Consider the following 19,842-nt stretch of genomic DNA (forward strand, 5'->3'; position numbering starts at 1 on the left):
TCCTATAGCGTCATTGTTGTCGGATCGGGATTTTCGGCGTGATATAGGATTCAGACGTCGCCGATCATGTGGCGAGGTCTATCGGTGACGAGAAGACCGAGGTCAACTAATCAAACCTTGATGTGACGTGGCTCGGCAATGCCTGGCCGATTTACGAGACAGAATCCAATGGCGCACGTTCAGTCGGTGAATTCGACCACAATGCCGGGCTTGACCATGCCGGCCAGTTCCTGCGCATCCCAGTTGGTAAGCCGCACGCAACCGTGTGAGCCGACCTTGTCGATGAGTGACGGTTCGGGGGTTCCGTGAATTCCGTAGGTCGGCTCTGTCAAATCAATCCAGACTGATCCCACGGGACCATTGGGACCGCCGGGTAGTTTCAGGATCTTCTTGTTCTTGCCCTGCTGGAAGTTGATTTTCGGATTGTAGATATACGGCGGCATCCGCGCGACGCCCTTGACCTTGTGCGTCCCGGTAGGTGATGGCGTCTCTTCGCTTCCGATGGTCGCCGGATAGGCAGCAATTAGTGCACCGTCTGCCGCAAAGGCTAGTACCCGTCCGGATTTTCTGTGAACTTCTATTTTTTTGACGGAGCCAGCCTTGGGACCACCGGGCATCGCAACGAGCACTGTCGCTCCGACTTTAAAGTCCACACCGGAATTCAGTGCCTTCAGCAGGTCTATGTCCATATGGAAACGTTCGGACAGTTTTTCCGCGATGCTTGTGTAGCCAAGATGTTTCATCTTTGCCTGCTTGGCGTAGTCCTTGGGAATTTTGTCTAGCAAGTCAGCGGCATCGTCCTCGGTAATCCGATAGGGTTGGATGACAGCCGCCTTGTCTGAAAGCCGTTGAACGACGTCCGGATCGAGCTTTCCGTCCGATGAAAGATTCTGCAAGGTTTCGAACCCGGCGACCGCCTTTGTAACGTTTTCACCGTAATGGCCGTCAATGACCCCGGGCGACGATCCCGCGCGGTCAAGGAGAACCTGAAGGCGGACAATGGCGGGGTCCGGCTGAGAGGGGGCATTCTGCGCGGGGCGCTCAGGCGGTATTGCCTGCAGCGAGGCGGAGTTGATCGCCTCCGCCGTAAGCTCATCCGCAGCCGCAGTCCCAAACAGTATGAGAACAATGGATGTTGCGAGAGCGATAGTCTTCATCATAGAAGTAAAATTGACATCGCACCAACTTGTTCCAAGCCTTCGCGCGATTTCGCTTTCAACCTGATAGCGCGCGTCGACGATGCCCGTCGGACGGCCTGGCGAGGGTACGCTCTCAGAGCGTGTCGCGCACAAGCTAGTGCTTGGAGCCAAGCGAAACATGCAAGACAGTTTTACGTGTACTACCTTCCAACTAGAGCAACGCTCTGGGGTCAGCGCTAGGCGCTGGTCCGCGGGACATGCCGGCATGAGCCATTCTGCGAAAGGGTCGGAAATGCAGTGCCCGATTTTTCGCCTGGCGACGCCGGGGCGATCAATGCCAATCCTGCCAGCGTCGCGCCCGCTGCTCTAATGCGCCGACGGGATCGTTCATGTCGGCGACGCATCTCCAGCAACTGCAATCCGGCGCGGCTATGTCGGAGCGTCGAGCGTGGCCAGCACCCGCCATTCGTTCCGCGCCGAGATCGCCTCGTCGGCCCTAGATCGACGAGCGCTATGTACCGAAGCAGCTCGACCGGCAAGTATCTGTGTCGGTCCCCTTTGAAGGGCCCTCGCCTGCCGCTACACCCCTCGTAAGGTGAAAACTTCGCGTCGGGGTTTCAGCTGACAGCTTAAATTGAAATCGACAGGTCAAAGGCACAAGAACTGCCCCGTTTACCCAAGCCGTGTAAGCGGGGCAAAATCGGTGGCAGCACGTTTGTCGTTGAAGACGGTGTGATTGTTGGGATGCACTACATCCGAACTAATCGTACCGGCGGAGAAAAACATGTTAGCAACCGCGGCTACGTGACAGACACGGCGGCAAGTGGTCGAGGCTTGGCTCGTCGGATGCACGAGCATTCGTCTGCTCACATAGTGCTTCTTGATTAATTGCAGGACATGGCAAAACGCTCTATTTTCCCTTGCAGGGCGCCTCGACGAGACGGGAGCGGGCTTGCCAGGCCGGACCGTCTCGGTTTCCGCACCAATCCCAGATGCCGTTCGACGATACGATCCAGGAGGAGACGTACGATGGGCGAAACGACGCCGGACAACATCATGCAGCTCGGGATGGGGTTCTGGGCCTCCAAAGCCATGCTCACCGCGGTCGAGCTTGGCGTCTTCACAGCGCTCGCAGCCGGCCCGGCCAACCTGCCCGACCTGCAGGCCAGGCTGCAACTGCATCCCCGCTCGGCCCGCGACTTCTTCGACACCCTAGTGGCCCTGAAGCTGCTCGAACGCGAGGATGGCCGCTATCGCAATGCCCCTGATACAGACCTCTTCCTCGACAAGGGCAAGTCCTCCTATATCGGCGGCATCCTCGAAATGGCTAATGCCCGGCTCTACGGTTTCTGGGGCTCGTTGACCGAAGCCCTGCGCACCGGCGAGCCGCAGAATGAAGCCAAGCAAAGCGAAGACTTCTTCGCCGCGATCTATGCCGAGCCGTCGCGGCTGCGCGGGTTCCTGGAGGCGATGAGTGGAATCAGCGCCGGTGCGGCCCAGGCGATCGCCGCCCGGTTCGACTGGTCGAAGTACAAGACCTTCGTCGATGTGGGCGCGGCGCAGGGCATGGTGCCGGTGGTGATCGCGCAAGCGCATCCGCATCTTCAGGCCATCGGCTTCGACCTGCCCGCCGTGCAGCCTATATTCGACGAGTTCGTCGCCCGGCATGGTCTCGCTGACCGTATCCGCTTCCAAAGCGGAAACTTCTTTGACGGCCCGATGCCGAATGCGGATGTGATCTTGATGGGGCACATCCTGCACGACTGGGATCTTGCCGAGAAGAGGATGCTCTTGGAAAAGGCCTTTGCCGCACTGCCGAACGGCGGGGCCGTGATCGTCTACGATGCCGTCATCGATGACGAGCGCCGCTTGAACGCTTTCGGCCTGCTGATGAGCCTCAACATGCTGATCGAGACCCGTGGCGGGTTCGACTACACCGGCTGCGACTGCCAGGCCTGGATGCGCGACGCCGGTTTCGTGGCCACGCACGTCGAGCCGTTGCTGGGGCCTGACTCGATGGTGATAGGCTTCAAGCCCGACTGAGCGGAAACCGCGACCGCGGCCGGTGTTCCGCAATCTCGACCAAGGATGCGATGTCGATCGCCTGGCGCTGACGTGGTCGATGGCCTCGCGTCGCTCTTGAACTGAACAAGCTTCTCGACGATGAGATACCAAGCAGGCTGCCAGCGCGCAGCAATGAACCCCGCAGCCGCTTGGCTCGGCCGCACTCGGCGAAGTTGCCCCGAAGTGTAACTGGAGCAAATCCGGTGGCATCGGGCATTCCTGTTTTCTGGAAGCCACCATTCACTCCTTTCATGACGAAGCGCCGCCTGCCCATGACCGAGCATGGCGATACGCTGCCGCTGAAGGCGCTGCGGGAGCTTGTGACTGGTCTGGTAGAACGGGCCGACCGGGCAGACATCCGGATCGAAAAACTCGAGACCGAAAACCAAAAGCTTCAAGACGATACCTGCCAGAAGTTGGGCCTGTCGTTCTGGCACTATCTTGGCGGTCGGCTAGGCATAGGCACACCCGGGCGGGCCGCTCCTCTGCTGGCCACGATAGTCGCTGCCAGAACCTCGGCACATCAACGGCGATCAGGATTGGGGAACGCAACGATCCTGTCCGACGCACCAGTCCTGTCTGGCTTGCCCGTCACGACATCATCCAGCGTATCGAGCACATGGGAGCCGGTGAGCGTCAGCAAAGTCGGCGACACATTCCATTGCCGCTCATCATCGGCATGCACCGTCACTGTCTTCTTGTTGCGGCGAATGACAACGCCCCGGATCGTCACCCCGCCTGGCCCTTCGAAGGTCACGCCGCTTCCAACACGGATGTCCTGCAGCGCAGCTGCAGTCCGCTGATGATGCAGCAACTGCAGCCTCTCGACGATACGGGCGTTGAGTTCGACGAGCGCCGCCTCGTCCAGGCTATCAATTTCGATCAGCCGCATTGTCAGCCCCTCGCTTTTGTCGACGAGGCTATCCTGCCAGGGAGTGGTGACAGGACGGACCCCAGTCTCCGATTTGCCCTGTCGTTCGGCGGTGCCTCCGAATTTACCCCGCTTGACCCGAAGTGTTCAACAAAACCGGCAGGGCATCAATCTGTAACCTACTGAAAGAACGAACTCAAACTGCTCAACGGAAGCCACTAGAGCATTTTCTTCCGTTAGTGGATAACCCCCCAATCTCGCCCTTTATGGGTCTGGATGAATGCCGCGGAGAGAAATGAAGCCCTTTGCGAGATCAAGTTACTACGCGCCAGCATATCACCTCGTCGGGACCTGACGAACCGGCTTCTGGTCTTGATCACACGGCATTCGTGCGGCTACCGCCGGAGCGGCGCGTCTTGTATCGATCTAGATGCGGGCCTTGCCTGGCGAGACGTCGAGGATCGGTTCAGTCCCACCTTCGTCGCGACGCCGGAACTGGCCCCTCCACGGTCCCCCGTGCCGACACGGTCATGCTCCCGATCTTGAGGTTTTCGAGATAGGTCACGTCGCAGCGTCTGACGACGTCAGTCGTCATCTTGTGCCTGGGGTCTTTCGCGTAGCGCAGACCCGCGCCTTGAAGGCTGGCAGCGCCCATAGAGCAGCCCGATCAATACGCCATTGCTCGAACCTCGCCATCAGATTGATGATGAAGGTCGCCACAAACCGCGTTCCACATCATCACGAAAGATGGAGGACAGACAGGTGACAGACTGTGCAAGCGGCGCTGCGCTTCCACGTTGCTCAGTCGACCCAAGCCACCTGGAGGCAGATATATGGCGGTACTTTTTGGCATTGGAGTTGATCAGGAGTCTGGAATGAGCTAGCGCGTAAGCCCCCATATACCCCCCGCACTAGCCGCTCTTTAAAGGACCTGCGAATGGAACCGGACACCGTAACAATTGAAAGCCGCAATGACTTTGCCCTCTGGGCGATCGAAAAGGCTCGGGCAATCGTCGCTGAACAAGGCGGCGATCTGGCGATAGCGGCGCGTGACATGGACGAAAAGGCAATTGCGGAAACTGGCAATGCACTCGGTGCCGCGATCACGCAAGCCTTGCTGGAGGTCTATGACGGATTGACTCCTGCGGACGAAGACTAGCCAATGCAAATGCCGCCTGCCCTGACGGGTAGCCCCAAACTTGGCTGGGAAGAACCGGACGGCCGGCTAGGAAGACTTCCTTTCATCACGCTAAGCAATCTGGCTTGGCAACGCTGATTATCGGAGTAAGCGGCGAGATCGAGCACATCGCCTTTCAGCTGCCGAACCGTTCAGGTCTGCTTTTTGCTCCCCAGATTCTTGAATGCAAGAATTGCCAAACATGTTCGTCCGGTCATTCACTACCAGGTCGCAGCATATGACCCGCATAGGCAATGTTGAGGGAAGCTGCGCCGGTTCTTCGGTTCTCCGGGATATAAAGTCCTAGTTCCGGCAGAAGCACACACTCGGGTCCGCCCACACGAGACCAATGCCGGATGCAATCGCGCGGGCGGTTTGCCACCCCGCCAGGGTTCGGCGGTCCGAACCCCGGCTACCCAACGGTCTGGTGGCCGAGGAGCCCTCCCCGCCCGAAGAAGGCAGCGGCCGCCTCCAGCCGCGCAAACACAGTGACCCGCACCAGACCGCTCCGGGAACAAGAGCACCACGGCATCGTTTCCAATTTGGTTGCAATCACGCAACGCTACCAAGGAGGACGAAATGTCCATCAAGCTTGTTACGACGTCACTTCTGATCATCGGCCTTTCAGGCTCAGCATTCGGGCAGTCGAACCCCGCTCCTGCTGGATCCACCATGGACAAGAATCATGGGGCCGCCACTCAAACGACCAAACCCATGAAGATGAAAAAGGTCGACCCGATGAAGACCCACAGCACGACTCAGAATGTCAACAAAGAGAACTGCAAGTCGCTGAAGGGCAAGAACTCGCTGCAGACGCAGGGCGGCAACAGCAACACCGAGAATGTTGAGAATACGTGCGCCGATAACAACAACTGACAGCTCGTTGTTTCGCGCCGGGTGACGGCTCGAACCATGGGCCGTCATCTGCCCCTCCTCTTCATTCACAGGGGCAAGCGACAACCTATGCGTCTCGGCGACTGAATGCTGAATGTCTCAGGAGTTCTTCCAACAACTTCACCGCACCTGCGGTTCGCTTTGCAAAGCTCTTCGAAGCCTTTTTCGCTCCAGGCGACGCAATTCACAGGCTAATATTTTTGACAGCCGTGCAAACATCAAAATTATCGTTGAAAATCATTGAGTTGATTCGCATTTGCCGGATCGCGGCACACCTGCCAGCGTCCGAAGCCAGCCTATGATAAAGAATCGGCATATTAAGCCTTTGTTAACTAAAAACTTCTTGCGCCGGCTAGAGAATCGCATCTAAATCACGCTTATGATGCAGATCGCTTGAGAAAAGCGTTATTCCGGAAGATGGCAAGATATGAACATGGCACCAGTCTTCATCGAAGACCTTGATTTTGACAAGGAAATCCTTGAGCAGGGCGAGCTGATTTCTGACAAGCTGAACATGCTTCGGCTAGAGCAGTACCCCCCTAACGCGATGAAAGGGCTTCGGCAGTTTTCGTTGGCCGAGGTCGCCGAGTATCTCGGCGTCACGCAAAACCACATCAAGAAGCTTCACCTCGAAGGCAAGGGCCCTGCTCCTCAGGTCTCTGGCTCGGGACGTCGGTCTTACACTGCCGAACAGATGATGGAGTTGCGCCGCTATCTCGACAAGCATGGCCGTTCGGATTTCAAAAAGTATGTTCCTCACCGCCGCAATGGTGAAGGCTTACAGGTCATTTCCGTCGTGAACTTCAAGGGCGGCTCCGGAAAGACGACTTCGGCAGCGCATCTTGCCCAGTATCTGGCTCTGACTGGTCACCGTGTCCTCGCCATCGATCTTGACCCGCAGGCATCGATGACAGCCCTCCATGGGATTCAGCCGGAACTCGATCGAAATCCCTCCCTTTACGAAGCACTGCGTTACGACAGCGATCGCAAGTCGATCACGGAACTCATTCGTCCTACCAATTTCCCGGGGCTTGATATTGTTCCCGCCAATCTGGAGCTTCAGGAATACGAGTATGAGACACCGCTTGCGGCATCCAGCAAGAACCTTCAGGAAGGCAAGCTCTTTTTCACGCGGATCTCGAATGCCTTGAAGGAAGTCGACGATCGCTATGACGTTGTGGTGATCGACTGCCCCCCGCAGCTTGGCTACCTCACCCTGACGGCACTCACGGCGTCAACGGCCGTTCTGATCACCGTCCATCCCCAAATGCTTGACGTCATGTCGATGAGCCAGTTCCTCCTGATGCTTGGTGGCATCCTTGAATCGATCAAGAGCGCCGGCGCTTCGGTGAAGCTGAAATGGTTCCGCTACCTCGTGACACGCTACGAGCCTACCGATCAGCCGCAGGCGCAGATGGTCGGGTTCCTTCAAGCCCTTTTCAACAAGCGCATGCTGAAGAACCAGATGCTGAAATCGACGGCAATTTCAGATGCCGGGATCACCAAGCAGACCTTGTACGAGATCGAGAAGTCTCAGTTCACCCGGTCAACCTATGAACGTGCCGTCGAAAGCCTGAATGCGGTCAATGGCGAGATTGTTTCCTTGATCCATAATGCGTGGGGACGGAAGTGAGGTTTTTGACAGCCGTGCAAATCGCGGAAAAATTGTTTTCTTTCAGAGGGATGGGCACTCACAACGGAGACGGAAATGGCTAGAAAAAACCTTCTTGCGAGCGTGACGGCGACGTTGGGCGACGATGTCGACCGCGGCGCCGCGTCAGCGTCCGAGGCCCGGGCGTCCTATACACGGCGCGGGGCCTCCAGATCGATGATCCAGTCGCTGGATGAGCTCGCCGAGACGTCCATGCGCGTCCTTGATGGCGAGGCAGTCATTTCGCTCGATCCCGGCGATCTCGATGGGTCTTTCGTTGCCGATCGAATTGGTGACGACGATGAGGCCTTTGAGAACCTGAAGGAGGCCATCCGTCAGTCCGGGCAATCGACCCCTATCCTGGTGCGACCGCATCCGAGCGATGACGGCCGATACATGATCGTATTTGGCCACCGCCGAGCCCGTGCAGCCCGGGAGCTCGGGTTGAAGGTGAGGGCAGTTGTCAAACCGCTCGCCGATATCGAACATGTGATCGCCCAGGGCCAGGAGAACACGGCTCGCGCAGATCTGACCTTCATTGAGAAGGCGATTTTTGCGAACCGGCTCCAGAGAAGTGGCATGTCGAGGGAGGTTTTGAAGACGGCCCTCACGGTCGATGACAGCCTGTTGTCGCGAATGCTTTCTGTCGCCGAGATCGTTCCGGACACAGTTCTTGACGCCCTCGGAGCAGCCAAGGGTGTTGGACGAGACCGCTGGGAGGAGCTGAAAAAGCTGGTACTGAACCCTTCGATCAACGCGCGCGCGCGCGAGGCTGTGCAGGACCAAGCATTCCTCGCATGTGAAACAGATGAAGCGAAGTTTCTCTTTCTTCTTTCCGCATTGAAATCAGCCGGAAAATCGAATCGCCGTAGCAAGCAGACACTGGCAGGTACCGCATGGACACCGTCGGACCAGTCCGTGAGTGTCCTGGCAACGCCAAAGGGCAACGGCCTCGTTATGGAATTTGGAAATCCGAAGGGCAAATCCTTCGGGCAATGGCTCTCCAGCAACCTAGAAAGCCTATTCGAGCAGTATTCGCATTCTGAAGAGAAACAGCAAACGGGAGATTGAACAGCAAAAGAAAAAGGCCCCCTCAACGTTGCCGCCGTGGAAGCCTTCCTCTGATCTAGACAACCAGAGAATCGCACTTCCTCGAATCACAGTCAAGAGTCTTTGGCACCGTTTTGGTGAGCAGATTTCTTTTGCCTTCTGAAAGGTGAAGGAAAATGCAAGGTGAACATGTGACGACGCCCTTTGGGCGGCGGCCGATGACGCTTGCGCTGGTGAAACGGCACACCGCCGTATCCGAAATCAGCCAGGGCAAATCGGTAAACAAATGGAGCGTCTTTCGTGACGTCTCTGAAGCTATGCAGTCGCTCGGCCTGAAAGACCGCAGTCTGGCTGTGCTTGACGCGCTGTTGAGCTTCTATCCCGAGAATGAGCTTCGCCAAGACGCCCAACTCGTCGTCTTCCCGTCAAATGCGCAGCTTTCGCTCCGTGCCCACGGCATAGCGGGCGCCACACTTCGCAGGCATCTCGCGTTTCTCGTTGAGGCGGGCGTGATCCTGCGTCGGGACAGTGCCAATGGCAAGCGATACGCCCATAGGGGCAGGGGAGGGGAGATCGAAAGCGCCTATGGTTTCGATCTGTCGCCCCTGCTGTCGCGCGCTGAGGAGTTCGCGGGCATTGCCAAGCAGGTCGTTGCGGAGCGCACAGCCACGCGCAGGGCAAGGGAGAGTTTGACCATCTGCCGGCGCGATGTGCGAAAGCTCTTCGGCGTCGCCAAGGAAGAAGGCATTGAAGGCGACTGGCAGATGATCGAGGCGGCCTATCAGGACCTCGTGGATAGGATTTCCCGCTCACAATCGCTCGATGATATCCATGTCATTCTCGACGGTATGCGCCATTTGCAGGCAAGGATCATCAATATCCTGAAATTCCACCAAGATTTGGATAATTCGAGCTCCAATGACGCTCACAATGAGCACCACACACAGAGTTCTAATACCGAATCTTATCTTGAATCTGAAGCATCCGCGGAACGGCCAGTTCGCGTCAGCTCGATCGGGGAGGAGCCTCCACCATCCACGTCCAGCCAGGCACTGCCGCTTAGTCTTGTTTTGAAAGCATGCCCTGATATCGCCGCCTATGGCCCGCGCGGTGTGATTAACAGCTGGAGGGACCTGATGAATGCGGCTGTTGTCGTCAGATCGATGCTCGGCGTGAGTTCAGCGACGTTTGAAGACGCCTGCCACGCAATGGGCCCGGAGAACGCGGCTATTGCCGTGGCCTGCATCCTGGAGCGAGGTCGGTGTATCAACTCGGCTGGCGGATACCTGCGGGATCTGACACGCCGTGCCCAGCGAAAGCAGTTTTCACCAGGACCGATGCTCATGGCCCTGGTTCGAAAAAGCATGACCGGAACACGGATAATCTCTCCGTCACCTGATGAGGAATAGCGTCTCTAAACCCACTGTTTCAGCGATCCCGGCGAAATTCCATGGACGTTTTTGACCACAATGCGTATAACAATGTCACGTCGAACGCCGGAAGCTGCTGACCCGATTCGAGCATTCCGAAGCCAGGTGGCGGCCCTTCTCAACACCATCTTCACAAACGGTTCTGCAGGCGATAGAAGCGCCTATACGAACGAGCGGAAGGGAACGGCCGGTTTACTTCCGTTATCGCTTCCGGCTTCAACGGAGCGAAGCGGTTACGGATTGCGCAACTCGGCCACCATCGGTGCCCACGGAGCAGTGGCTAGCGAATGCGACTGGCCACACCCACCTGCGCGCGAGGTAGAAGACCGGCGCGGATCCGATCTGCTTTCGCCAACAAAGGCGCAGCAGGTTCCAACGCAGGAGCATCAGTTCGTCGCAACATTTCATACCGCTCTTGGGCCGCAAGGCGATCCTCATTCGAGACCGGGGCCGCCGGCGCGCCGTCGATGTCGAAGCGCAGGGAGTCGGGTTGCGCCATTGCAAAGAAATATCGTTTTGAATGGAGGTACGCGCCCGTGGCCTTCCGCAACGATGTAACGGAAACACCGGGCCGCAAGCGCAGTCTCAAATGGTTCCAGAGGCCGCATTCGAATGGCTTGATAGGATCGCCGACCCTTACCGGCAATATGCCAACCGGTTCACGGAGGAGATCATTGATCGTGGTTGCTTTTATGATATCCGGTTCCGTTGAACAGATCGGTCCGCGGCTATAGGTCCAAGGCTTCGTCATGAAAGATTACCTCTGCGTCCCGTCCTAGTGGACTCCGTGAAGTGATTTCGACGGCATATAGGCGATCGAATGGACGCATTCGGCCTCTAGCGGCTGAGAGCGATTAAAATTATCGTAAGCATGGTCCTGGGTTTGCGACCGGAAGGAAGGGGGACAGAGCTAGCCACCGGCACCGGGTGGCGCATCGTTTACGAGATATTCCTTGTATTGAACCGTGTCCGCTTCATCGGTATAGACCCTTTCTGCTGGTTTGAGGCGCACGCCTGGTCCACCCTCATTCGAATATTCTGTTAAGAAGACAACACCGCTCCTCTCCACCGAGGCGATGATATCCCTTAAGCCCTCGGTATCGTCAGCAATTATCCCCATCTGGTTTTCCACAAGATCGATAGTGCTTGCCGTTACTCCCGCGGCCCTGGCAAGGTCGCTCACCTGCCAACCCAACAGGGCCCTGGCCGCTTTGATCTGACTGCCCAGTATCATGGTGTTCTCCCACGGCTTCGGTCATGTGTTAGACAAGCAGGGATATTGTGTCCCGGACATATGGCTCGAACGTGCAAATCTCTTTCCCGTTCCGCATTTCATAAGAATTACTGTCGGTCCTGCGATCGAAGGCCGTAATGGTTAGCGGGCAATTCTTTGGCATCAGACAGTATAGCAGTCGTTTGGATACTCGCTAGGACAGCGCATGCATCAAGTGCTGGCGTGCACGGTTGACGCGGCTTTTAATGGTGCCGATAGGGCACTGAAAATGATCCGCAGCTTCCTCGTAGCTGCGTCCGTCAATGAAGACGAACTCGAAGGCGCCCCGATATTTCTCAGGCAGGCGCACACAGGCCGCTTCCAGTTCATGACCTCGAATGCGCCATTCCTGGTCCGGCTGAACGCTTTCCCGCGAGGACACGCATTCCAACGTCCCGACCGCTTCCCTTCTTGTCACTCGATAGCACGAGCAGAAGGTGTTGCGCATGATTGTGAAGAGCCAGGATTTGAGCCGGGTCCCCTCTTCATAACGGTCCAGGTGAATAAGTGCGCGGACCAGCGTTTCTTGAACCAGATCATCGGCATCGGCGGCGTTCCGATAAAAGGTTCTCGCAAACGCGCGCAACGCCGGCATCAGACTCACGATTTCCCGGCGAACGGTTTCGGTTGAACTGTACACGAGTATGGCCTTCCCTTGGAGATACATGAAGGAGAAGGACTGACCGGGTACTTCGTTCCGGCCTCATGCGTTAAGTACGAAACCGCACGAATTGAAGATGGCAGTCTCAGATCGAGGCGACAGTTCCAAAAAGAGCCTCGGCAATCTGCTGGAGTTCTGTCGTCCTTGCGCAAAGATGGAAGCCACCATAGATGCCCGAAAGTTCCGGGCTGACATAGGCTGTGGCGAAGATGAAGGGAATTTCGAGGAATAGCAGCCTTTCGGCTAATGGAAACACTGCGTCACCATCAAATTGTAGATCGAGGATGGCAGCGTCAATGTTCTCATTCGTCAACAATGTCAGGCCTGACGGCACCGATGCTGCAGCGATCACGATGGCACCGCCTGTTTCGAGAAGCAGGCGCGTGTCATCATCGAGAAGGTGTCCCTCCTCAACAATGAGGACGGTTCGTCCTTTGAACAACAGGGGCGCTATCTGTTTCAGTCGACAAATCCTTGGTTTGCTTCCGGCGTAGACTGCCGGTGGGATGATACGGACAAAGTCCGGTCTTGTCTTCTGCGGGCAAGCTGTTCGTGTCGCCAAGGCGTTCGACACCGCGTTACCCACCTGTTTGAATACGGCTCTGGTGCCCCATCAGCTTACGCACCGAGAAGACTACGAACCGCGGCGGCGTCGTTTAGTTCCCGATCAAACGACTGAATTGATGGGCAGTCCTTTTCACCTCTGGCTTTCCGCAACGCGGAGCTCAGCTGGCCACAAGCTATATCAATTCCCGTGTCAGGTGAGATGGGTAGTGGTTCGAACAGGAACCTCGCTCGCTCAGCCTGACCGTTGCAAATCCAATTCAACCATCAGCGGCAGATGGTCCGATGCCTGGCGGGCGAGAAGGTTGGTCTGGATCTCGGAAGCAGTGACACCAAACCCCTCGGAAACGAAAATATGGTCAAGACGCAATAGTGGGAACCTCGACGGGAAAGTCGGCCGGGGCTTGCGAGGCGCCATCAATTGTGCGTCCTGAAAGTGCTGCGCCAGGTGCCGATAAGCGGCGGACGAGCCCACGGCATTGAGATCGCCACAAATGATGGCAGGCAGTGCGCGAAATGCGGCGCTACCCATCCAGTTCTCACCGAGGAGTGTTGAAACCTGTCGCCTTCGATCTCCTGCTCGCAAGCCGAGATGGGTATTGATCACGTTGAGACGGTGACCCTGGGCAGTCACTTCCGCCCAGATCGCGCCACGCGTCTCGCCGACCGAGGGCAGGGACCCGGCCCTTACCAGTTTTGTGGGAAGCGCTGTTAGGATCGCATCGCCGTAACGCTCTTCGCGCACGTGCAGCGCAGGATGGAAGTGGGATTCCATCTTAAGAAGGCTTGCAATCGTCTGAGCCTGATCGATACCGCCGGTTCGCTTTCTTCCCACATCAACCTCCTGGAGGGCGATGATGTCGGCTTTCGATTGCGCGATGACCTCGGCTATGCGCTTCGGGTCGAGGCGTCGATCCGTCCCGATGCAACTGTGAACATTGTATGTAAGGATCCTCAGTCCGCGCAGAGGGGCCGGCAATGACGCTGACGTGATACTCATTCGGCGGGAACCCGCGTTGGTTTATTTCGTTCCCATTGAAAGCTCAACGCAATCGGGATCTTCATGACAGCCAAGCGCATTTTCATCAATCTGACTCTTGTGTTGGGCCTTCTTCTTGCAGCTTACCTTCTTTACAAGGTCTTCAAGCGGTACTCGCTCGACGAAATCATGGCGTCTATTATTGCAATTCCCAAAACGCGACTCATGGCGAGCCTCGGGTGCTCAGCGCTTTCGTATTTGTGCCTGACCGGCTTTGATTGGATGGCACTCCGCTACGCAGGCAGGCCGTTGAGCTATCGGCGGGCTGCCGTTGCATCCTTCACCGGACTTTCGATCGGGCACAATCTCGGCGTTGCAGCCCTTAGCAGCGGAGCCGTACGATACCGATTCTACTCGCGGTGGGGTCTCGATGCTCAGCAAGTGGCCAAGGTCATACTGTTTTGCGGCGTCACTGTTGGCATCGGCTTGTCAACGCTGGCTGGCATTGCCCTGCTCGTCAATCCCGGCGATGCGAGCAATCTGCTCCGCATCGGCTCGGCTGGGCTGCTTTGGATGGGAATCCTTTGCCTCCTTGTTCCCGTGGCTTACGTCATTTTGGCCGGGACAGTGCGATCGGAACTGAAGCTCTGGAGATGGAGCTTCGAAATGCCTAACACTAAATTGGCAGTAGGGCAGGTCATTATCGGTACCCTGAATTTCATTTTCGTGGCGGCCTGCCTGCACCAGCTTCTGGCAGCGAACGGCGATGTCAATTTTGTCCAGACGGCTACGGCCTTCGTCCTGGCTAATGTGGCAATCCTTGTCACACATGTTCCAGGCGGTCTTGGCGTGCTGGAGGCGACTGTCAACCATGTCTTGCCAGGCTCTGCCTCGATTGGGGCGCTCGTCGCTTTTCGCGTCGTATATTTTCTTCTTCCCCTCATGATCGGCCTGGCTGTCTTCGGGATCAGCGAGCTGACCTTCCGCAAGCGAAAGGCCACATCCTCAACCAAGCCCGCTCAGGATACGACCGAGGCGCAGGCGCAATCGTTGTAGCGGCCAATAGGGTTTGCGTGGATCGACAAACGATGTACCAGGTAACAACTCCGTTTTTCCCTGGATATCGACCGGAAATTCTCTCAGTTTTCGCCGTCCGATATTCAGCTCATCGATTGTTGTCAGCATTGATCTGCAAGATCGTTCCAACTCGGTGACGTCTGCAGGACTTGCGTCCAGATGCTCTGCCATCAGGCGATGCCGCAGGAATGAGATCGCGTCTTGATGCTTCTTTGAATTTGCCTCGAGGGCAAGATCGCACTCGGTGTCCAGGCCCTCTGATCGGTTGTTGAGATTGGACGAGCCAATGCGCATGAAGCGGTCATCCACAATGATCAGCTTCGAATGAACAGTGAGTTCTTGATCTTTATCTTGCTCGTCCGGAACAACGGCATACATGACTTTCAGTCGACCATGACGATCGACGCGCTTCAGTCGGCGGATCAACCTGTCACGGTTGTTCCCCATTGCGAGCTTTTCGATGAAGCCGTGCGAGCTTTTCGTAACGACAACCGCGATCTCCGGGCCATCTGGATCCTTCAATCGCTTCGCAAGGGCCCGAGCGACACTGGATGATGCGAGGTACTGCGTTTCGACATAGATAAGACGCTGTGCGGAAGCGATGGCATCCCGCGTCAGCCGTCTTGCCTCATAGCGCCCCCTCTTCCCGATGAGACCAGGTTCGGTCAAAGCAATGGCGGCAGGAATGTTCTCCATCTCGGCAACAACGGCTGGCCAGATATCCGATGGCCGCGTTAAGGGCTCGATCTTTTCGCCCGTTGCTTTCTTCCAGCGCCGGCGCGCGACATCGCCGACCAACTCTGCCGCCTTGCCTGAGATGACTGACTGGATGTCGTGAACCGGCTCGTAAGGCGTGCCGTCGGGAGAACGACGCAGCGGATTTGACACGCGATGATCAGGCTCGTCCCATCGTCTGGCGGTAAGGTCGATCCCGCCGAGGAAGGCCAGGTTTCCGTCAATCGATACAAGCTTTTGATGGTGGCATGCGCGAAGCGGGTGCCGGAAATCAAAACGCAAGGAAATCTGCGGATGGGAGACGGGGTTGCGATGGAAGAGCTGGAGCGACTTGCCTGAGTAGATCGGGCCCATGCCCCAGACCAAAATCCGGACCTGTAGCTGCGGATGGCTATCGACGATGGACAGAAGCAGTTCGCCAAGTGTTTGGGTGCTCGTCTTTGGCTTCAGCCGGATGTCGGGGTTGAAGTCCCAGCCGACGATCCAGATCTCGCGGCGTGCCTGTCTCAGAGCATGATCGAGGGCGGAAAAATAGGCTGCGCCATCGACGAGGAAGGCTGCTTTATCCGCACATTCGCTGCGCCAGGCGTTCCATCCCGGGCGGATGACCGGTTGGCCAGGCAAGACCGGTTTCGCTCGTCGCAAAGCTGAGCCAACAACCTTGATTGGATTGACAGCTTTTGGCGCGCCCGTGGTATGAAACTCCAGCATTTGGTCCTGTTTTCTGTTGCCATGGAAGTCTCGCGTAACGCGCAAGCCTGCGTGTGGGTTCCAGCCTCCTATCGAGCTGCACGCCACAGAGGTGTGCAACATTTTGCCGCTGGAACATTCCGGCCGTCACATCGTTTGGGCCGAAACTTCAGCCGGATCAATGCCATGTCATCTCACGCCCTGCTTCCCCTTCGACTAGTGGCCCCCAGGACCGCCTTCCGCTCTATTCCCCTCCATTTCTCGGCAACCTGTTTTATCGGTGCCCTGCTGACCGACATCGCCTATTGGAAGACCGCTGAAATGACCTGGGCCGATTTTTCGGCCTGGCTTCTGATGGCAGGCTTGGTGTTGGGCGTCGTCGGAGCGGTAGGGGTTGTTGCGGACTGGAGCCGTGGGGTTCTGACGACGGCTCCATTGCGCCTTGTCATGTACTTCGGATGTCTTCTGGCAGCGTTTCTCCTCGGTTTTCTAAACACACTCATTCACAGCAGGGATGCCTGGACGTCTGTCGTGCCGACGGGCCTGGCAACCTCGATCGCAACCTTCGTGGCAATCGTCATTGCCGCGTTGCTTGGCGCGGGCATTCAGCGCCATCCGGCAGAGGAGGTAATGGGATGAACAACCTTTCGCCCAATCTGAAGGTCCGAGCCTGTTCGATACTGCTGGCTTCGACGATTTTGGCTGCATGCAGTGACAACGATCCGGATCCATCCGGCGGCATAGGCCCGACGCCCGATCTTCCCGAGCAGTCGCAGTATCTCTTTCCTCCGATGCATCTTGCCAAGGTCGTCGGCTGGAAAAGCAACGAAACGCCGTCGGTCGCGTCTGGGCTGAAGATCCAGGCTCTCGCGCAAGGACTACAGCATCCAAGATCACTCTACACGCTGCCGAATGGCGACATCCTCGTGGTCGAGTCAGAGGCTCCTGCCGAGGCACCAGCCAAGCGGCCCAAGGATATCATCATGGGCTTCGTTGAAGCCTTCGCCACCAATAGCGGGGGTGGCAAGCCCGCCAATCGAATCACGCTTCTGCGTGACACGGACGGTGACGGCAAGGCCGATATCAAGCAGACGTTCCTCGAACATTTGAATTCACCGTTCGGTGTCGCGCTCGTCGGGAAAGAGCTGTACGTTGCGAACACGGACGCGATCATGCGATATCCCTACAAGGACGGTGATACGAAGATCTCCGATCCGGGCACCCGCCTTACCGAACTGCCGGGTGGGCCGATTGATCATCACTGGACGAAGAGCCTTGTGGCGAGCGAGGACGGTTTGCGCCTCTATGTTGGCGTCGGTTCTAACAGCAACATTACCGAAAACGGCATCGAGGCCGAAAAGGGGCGGGCCGCCATCTGGGAGGTTGATCGCGCATCGGGACGGGCACGGGTATTCGCCGATGGGCTTCGCAATCCAAACGGCCTCACATTCGAACCGACGACAAAGGCACTCTGGACGGTGGTCAATGAACGTGACGAACTCGGCCCCAACCTCGTTCCCGACTATATGACCTCGGTGAAGGAAGGCGGCTTCTATGGGTGGCCATACAGTTATTACGGAAAGAACGTTGATCCACGCGTAATGCCGCAAAGGCCCGACCTTGTCGAAAAGGCGATCGCACCGGATTATGCCCTCGGCTCTCACGTTGCCCCGCTCGGTCTGGTGTTCAACCAGGGACAGAGCCTTACAGCCGCCTATTCTGGTGGCGCCTTTATCGGCGAGCATGGCAGTTGGAACAGGCATTCCTTCAACGGATATAAGGTCGTCTTCGTGCCGTTCGAAGCAGGTAAGCCGAACGGAAAACCGGTCGACATCGTCACCGGCTTCCTGAGCGACAGGAATGAAGCCAGAGGCAGACCGGTCGGTCTGGCACTGGACAAGGGCGGTGCACTGCTGATCGCTGATGATGCGGGCAATACTGTCTGGCGCGTCACGTCTGGCTGATAGTTTGAGTTTTGCTTCGAAAACCCGCTGTCGTTTCGTCACGTAGAGGTTACAGATCGAGGATGGCGTACGGCTTCCCGTTCGGTTTTTCAACGTGGGCGGCGACATTATAGACCGGAGCCCCCCGCGGGGTTTTGCCCTCATAGGTACCGTGGTGTGCATGACCGTGAACGACTGCGGCTACATTGAAACGATCGATGGTTTCCGCAAGTCTCGAGGATCCGAGAAACGGATAGATTTCCGGGGGCTCACCTTCGACGGTCTCCGCAATCGGAGCATAATGAAGCACCACCATTGCCCGGTCCGAACTGATCCTGCGCATTGCGTTTTCCAGCCGCATGGATTCGTCGATGCTTTCGGCGACCATGGCCTTGATGGCGCGTTCTCCAAAAGACCCAAGCATATGGCGGCCAAAGCCACCGGCAAAACCCTTGACACCGACGAACGCCGCACCGTCTATCTCGGTCGGGTTTCCATCAAGGAGTACCACTCCCGCATCGGTCAGTACCGTGGATACTTCCTCAACCATCCCGCTTTCATAATCATGGTTGCCGAGAACCGCGACAACCGGGATCGTGCAGCTTCTGAGATCCGCCGCCAGCAACTCGGCCTCCTTTGGTTTGCCGAGATCTGTCAAATCGCCGGCTATGACCAAAACGTCCGCGACGCCTGATATTTCTGTGAACATGTCCTTGTAGGAGGTTTTTCCATCCTCCTTCACATGCAGGTCGGCGACTGCCGCCACCTTGAGCTTGCCGGCACTACTGGTCATCATCGATCTCCCAATTGCCTCGCATCTCGCCTTCGCCACCGACATCCGCAAAGCCCCACTCCTTCACGTCGATTTCGTAGTCGACACGGGAGTACATCCGCCCGCGGCAGATGCGCATTTGCGGCAGGGGCATGTCGCATTGGGTCTTCAGGCGATCAATCAGTTCATCCAGGAGCCACTGGGGAACCCTGTCTCGCTCGGTAGGATAAATCCATCGAAAGTTCAGGAGATGGATCAGAAGCACTTCCCACTGCACCTCGAGGTATCCGAGCAGTCTTGCCCAATCGATTTCGTCGCTGGCCCGCAAGATGACGTGGGCGATGTCAGCGCCATCATAGCGGTGTCTCAGTTGAATGAAGCATTTCGACCAGATCAGTTCAGTCGGACTGACGATGCGGACGGGAAACCCGCATAATTCAATCATCCGGGCGTCACCGAACCACGCGTCGCCGACCGGCATCGTGCCATTGGATGAGGCGAAGATGACATCAAAAAAGTGCTTTCCTTTCAGCACTTTCCCGATCCAGCGCTCGTCCTCGACCGCGATCTCGTAATCACGCTCCCTGAAGTAGCCAAGGATGCGCCCGCAGTCTCCGGCCTTGCAGAATATGTCCAGATCCTTGGTGAGACGGGAGATGCCCGTATAGGCACTGACGGCGTAAGTCCCTGCGACCAGAAACGGTATTTCGGAGGAAGCAAGTTCCTCGATCGCCTTGGCGACGAATGGCTCGGCGTCAGGATCGATCAGCTGCGGGATGGCCCGTGCCTTCATCATCGGACTGTCTGAAGTCTCGGATGTCATCGGGGGTACGCTCATCCAAATTCCTCTGAAGCGGTCGCTTCCATCAACC

19 protein-coding genes and 1 pseudogene are annotated in these 19,842 nt (G+C 57.1%); 10 read left to right on the top strand and 10 right to left on the bottom strand.

Annotated elements, in window-relative coordinates:
- Positions 1-179: 179 nt before the first annotated feature.
- A complete protein-coding gene (locus FHT97_RS19720; RefSeq protein WP_183756094.1) occupies positions 180-1,160 on the bottom strand; it encodes a L,D-transpeptidase in 981 nt (326 codons plus the stop codon).
- Between the two features lie 690 nt (positions 1,161-1,850).
- Here FHT97_RS19720 and FHT97_RS31600 point away from each other — a divergent pair.
- A pseudogene (locus FHT97_RS31600) lies at positions 1,851-2,000 on the top strand (GNAT family N-acetyltransferase); the annotation flags it as partial.
- A gap of 168 nt (positions 2,001-2,168) precedes the next feature.
- Complete coding sequence (locus FHT97_RS19725; RefSeq protein WP_183863980.1) at positions 2,169-3,182, top strand: methyltransferase; 1,014 nt, start codon at positions 2,169-2,171, stop codon at positions 3,180-3,182.
- A gap of 544 nt (positions 3,183-3,726) precedes the next feature.
- On the opposite strand, the gene FHT97_RS19730 is transcribed toward FHT97_RS19725, so the two are convergent.
- Positions 3,727-4,095 carry a hypothetical protein gene (locus tag FHT97_RS19730; protein ID WP_183863981.1) on the bottom strand — a complete coding sequence of 123 codons (369 nt, stop codon included), beginning with the start codon at positions 4,093-4,095 and terminating at the stop codon, positions 3,727-3,729.
- A gap of 916 nt (positions 4,096-5,011) precedes the next feature.
- On the opposite strand from FHT97_RS19730, the gene FHT97_RS19735 reads away from it, so the two are divergent.
- The 5 genes from FHT97_RS19735 to repC all read left to right on the top strand — a co-directional run bounded on the left by FHT97_RS19735 (position 5,012) and on the right by repC (position 10,255).
- Positions 5,012-5,233: a hypothetical protein gene (locus FHT97_RS19735; protein ID WP_183756096.1), complete on the top strand. Its 222-nt coding sequence runs from the start codon at positions 5,012-5,014 to the stop codon at positions 5,231-5,233.
- Between the two features lie 597 nt (positions 5,234-5,830).
- On the top strand, positions 5,831-6,127 hold the full coding sequence (locus FHT97_RS19740) for a hypothetical protein (RefSeq protein WP_183756097.1): 297 nt from the start codon (positions 5,831-5,833) through the stop codon (positions 6,125-6,127).
- A gap of 445 nt (positions 6,128-6,572) precedes the next feature.
- A complete protein-coding gene (repA, locus tag FHT97_RS19745) occupies positions 6,573-7,778 on the top strand; it encodes a plasmid partitioning protein RepA (protein WP_183863982.1) in 1,206 nt (401 codons plus the stop codon).
- Between the two features lie 75 nt (positions 7,779-7,853).
- Positions 7,854-8,867: a plasmid partitioning protein RepB gene (gene repB, locus FHT97_RS19750; RefSeq protein WP_183863983.1), complete on the top strand. Its 1,014-nt coding sequence runs from the start codon at positions 7,854-7,856 to the stop codon at positions 8,865-8,867.
- A 155-nt stretch (positions 8,868-9,022) separates the two neighbouring features.
- Positions 9,023-10,255 (top strand): plasmid replication protein RepC, encoded by a 1,233-nt coding sequence (gene repC / locus FHT97_RS19755; RefSeq protein WP_183863984.1) that lies wholly within the window; start codon positions 9,023-9,025, stop codon positions 10,253-10,255.
- 301 nt (positions 10,256-10,556) lie between these two features.
- Here repC and FHT97_RS19760 read toward each other — a convergent pair whose 3' ends face one another.
- From FHT97_RS19760 to FHT97_RS19780, 5 genes are all read right to left on the bottom strand, one after another.
- A complete protein-coding gene (locus tag FHT97_RS19760) occupies positions 10,557-11,027 on the bottom strand; it encodes a ProQ/FINO family protein (RefSeq protein WP_183863985.1) in 471 nt (156 codons plus the stop codon).
- A 159-nt stretch (positions 11,028-11,186) separates the two neighbouring features.
- Complete coding sequence (locus FHT97_RS19765) at positions 11,187-11,510, bottom strand: helix-turn-helix domain-containing protein (protein WP_183863986.1); 324 nt, start codon at positions 11,508-11,510, stop codon at positions 11,187-11,189.
- A 193-nt stretch (positions 11,511-11,703) separates the two neighbouring features.
- The gene (locus tag FHT97_RS19770; protein ID WP_310503134.1) at positions 11,704-12,189 is read right to left on the bottom strand and encodes a sigma-70 family RNA polymerase sigma factor; all 486 of its coding nucleotides are present in this window, start codon (positions 12,187-12,189) and stop codon (positions 11,704-11,706) included.
- Between the two features lie 106 nt (positions 12,190-12,295).
- On the bottom strand, positions 12,296-12,652 hold the full coding sequence (locus tag FHT97_RS19775; RefSeq protein ID WP_246712690.1) for a response regulator: 357 nt from the start codon (positions 12,650-12,652) through the stop codon (positions 12,296-12,298).
- A gap of 357 nt (positions 12,653-13,009) precedes the next feature.
- Entirely contained in the window at positions 13,010-13,774 is a 765-nt protein-coding gene (locus FHT97_RS19780; RefSeq protein ID WP_183863988.1) for an endonuclease/exonuclease/phosphatase family protein, read from the bottom strand.
- 63 nt (positions 13,775-13,837) lie between these two features.
- Between FHT97_RS19780 and FHT97_RS19785 the strand changes: the two genes are divergently transcribed.
- Positions 13,838-14,809 (top strand): lysylphosphatidylglycerol synthase domain-containing protein, encoded by a 972-nt coding sequence (locus FHT97_RS19785; RefSeq protein ID WP_183863989.1) that lies wholly within the window; start codon positions 13,838-13,840, stop codon positions 14,807-14,809.
- Here FHT97_RS19785 and FHT97_RS19790 read toward each other — a convergent pair.
- On the bottom strand, positions 14,759-16,189 hold the full coding sequence (locus tag FHT97_RS19790) for a phospholipase D-like domain-containing protein (protein WP_246712691.1): 1,431 nt from the start codon (positions 16,187-16,189) through the stop codon (positions 14,759-14,761). The genes FHT97_RS19785 and FHT97_RS19790 overlap by 51 nt on opposite strands.
- A gap of 252 nt (positions 16,190-16,441) precedes the next feature.
- On the opposite strand from FHT97_RS19790, the gene FHT97_RS19795 reads away from it, so the two are divergent.
- Both FHT97_RS19795 and FHT97_RS19800 read left to right on the top strand, forming a co-directional pair.
- Positions 16,442-16,894 (top strand): DUF2231 domain-containing protein, encoded by a 453-nt coding sequence (locus FHT97_RS19795; RefSeq protein ID WP_183863991.1) that lies wholly within the window; start codon positions 16,442-16,444, stop codon positions 16,892-16,894.
- Entirely contained in the window at positions 16,891-18,219 is a 1,329-nt protein-coding gene (locus FHT97_RS19800) for a sorbosone dehydrogenase family protein (protein WP_183756121.1), read from the top strand. The genes FHT97_RS19795 and FHT97_RS19800 overlap by 4 nt, the downstream gene beginning before the upstream one ends.
- A 49-nt stretch (positions 18,220-18,268) precedes the next feature.
- On the opposite strand, the gene FHT97_RS19805 is transcribed toward FHT97_RS19800, so the two are convergent.
- Both FHT97_RS19805 and FHT97_RS19810 read right to left on the bottom strand, forming a co-directional pair.
- On the bottom strand, positions 18,269-18,991 hold the full coding sequence (locus FHT97_RS19805) for a metallophosphoesterase (protein WP_183864011.1): 723 nt from the start codon (positions 18,989-18,991) through the stop codon (positions 18,269-18,271).
- Entirely contained in the window at positions 18,981-19,793 is an 813-nt protein-coding gene (locus FHT97_RS19810; protein WP_183864012.1) for a hypothetical protein, read from the bottom strand. Before FHT97_RS19810 ends, FHT97_RS19805 begins: the two co-directional genes overlap by 11 nt.
- Positions 19,794-19,842 lie beyond the last annotated feature (49 nt).

It is taken from the genome of Rhizobium sp. BK399, assembly GCF_014194695.1.
GTDB lineage: Bacteria > Pseudomonadota > Alphaproteobacteria > Rhizobiales > Rhizobiaceae > Rhizobium.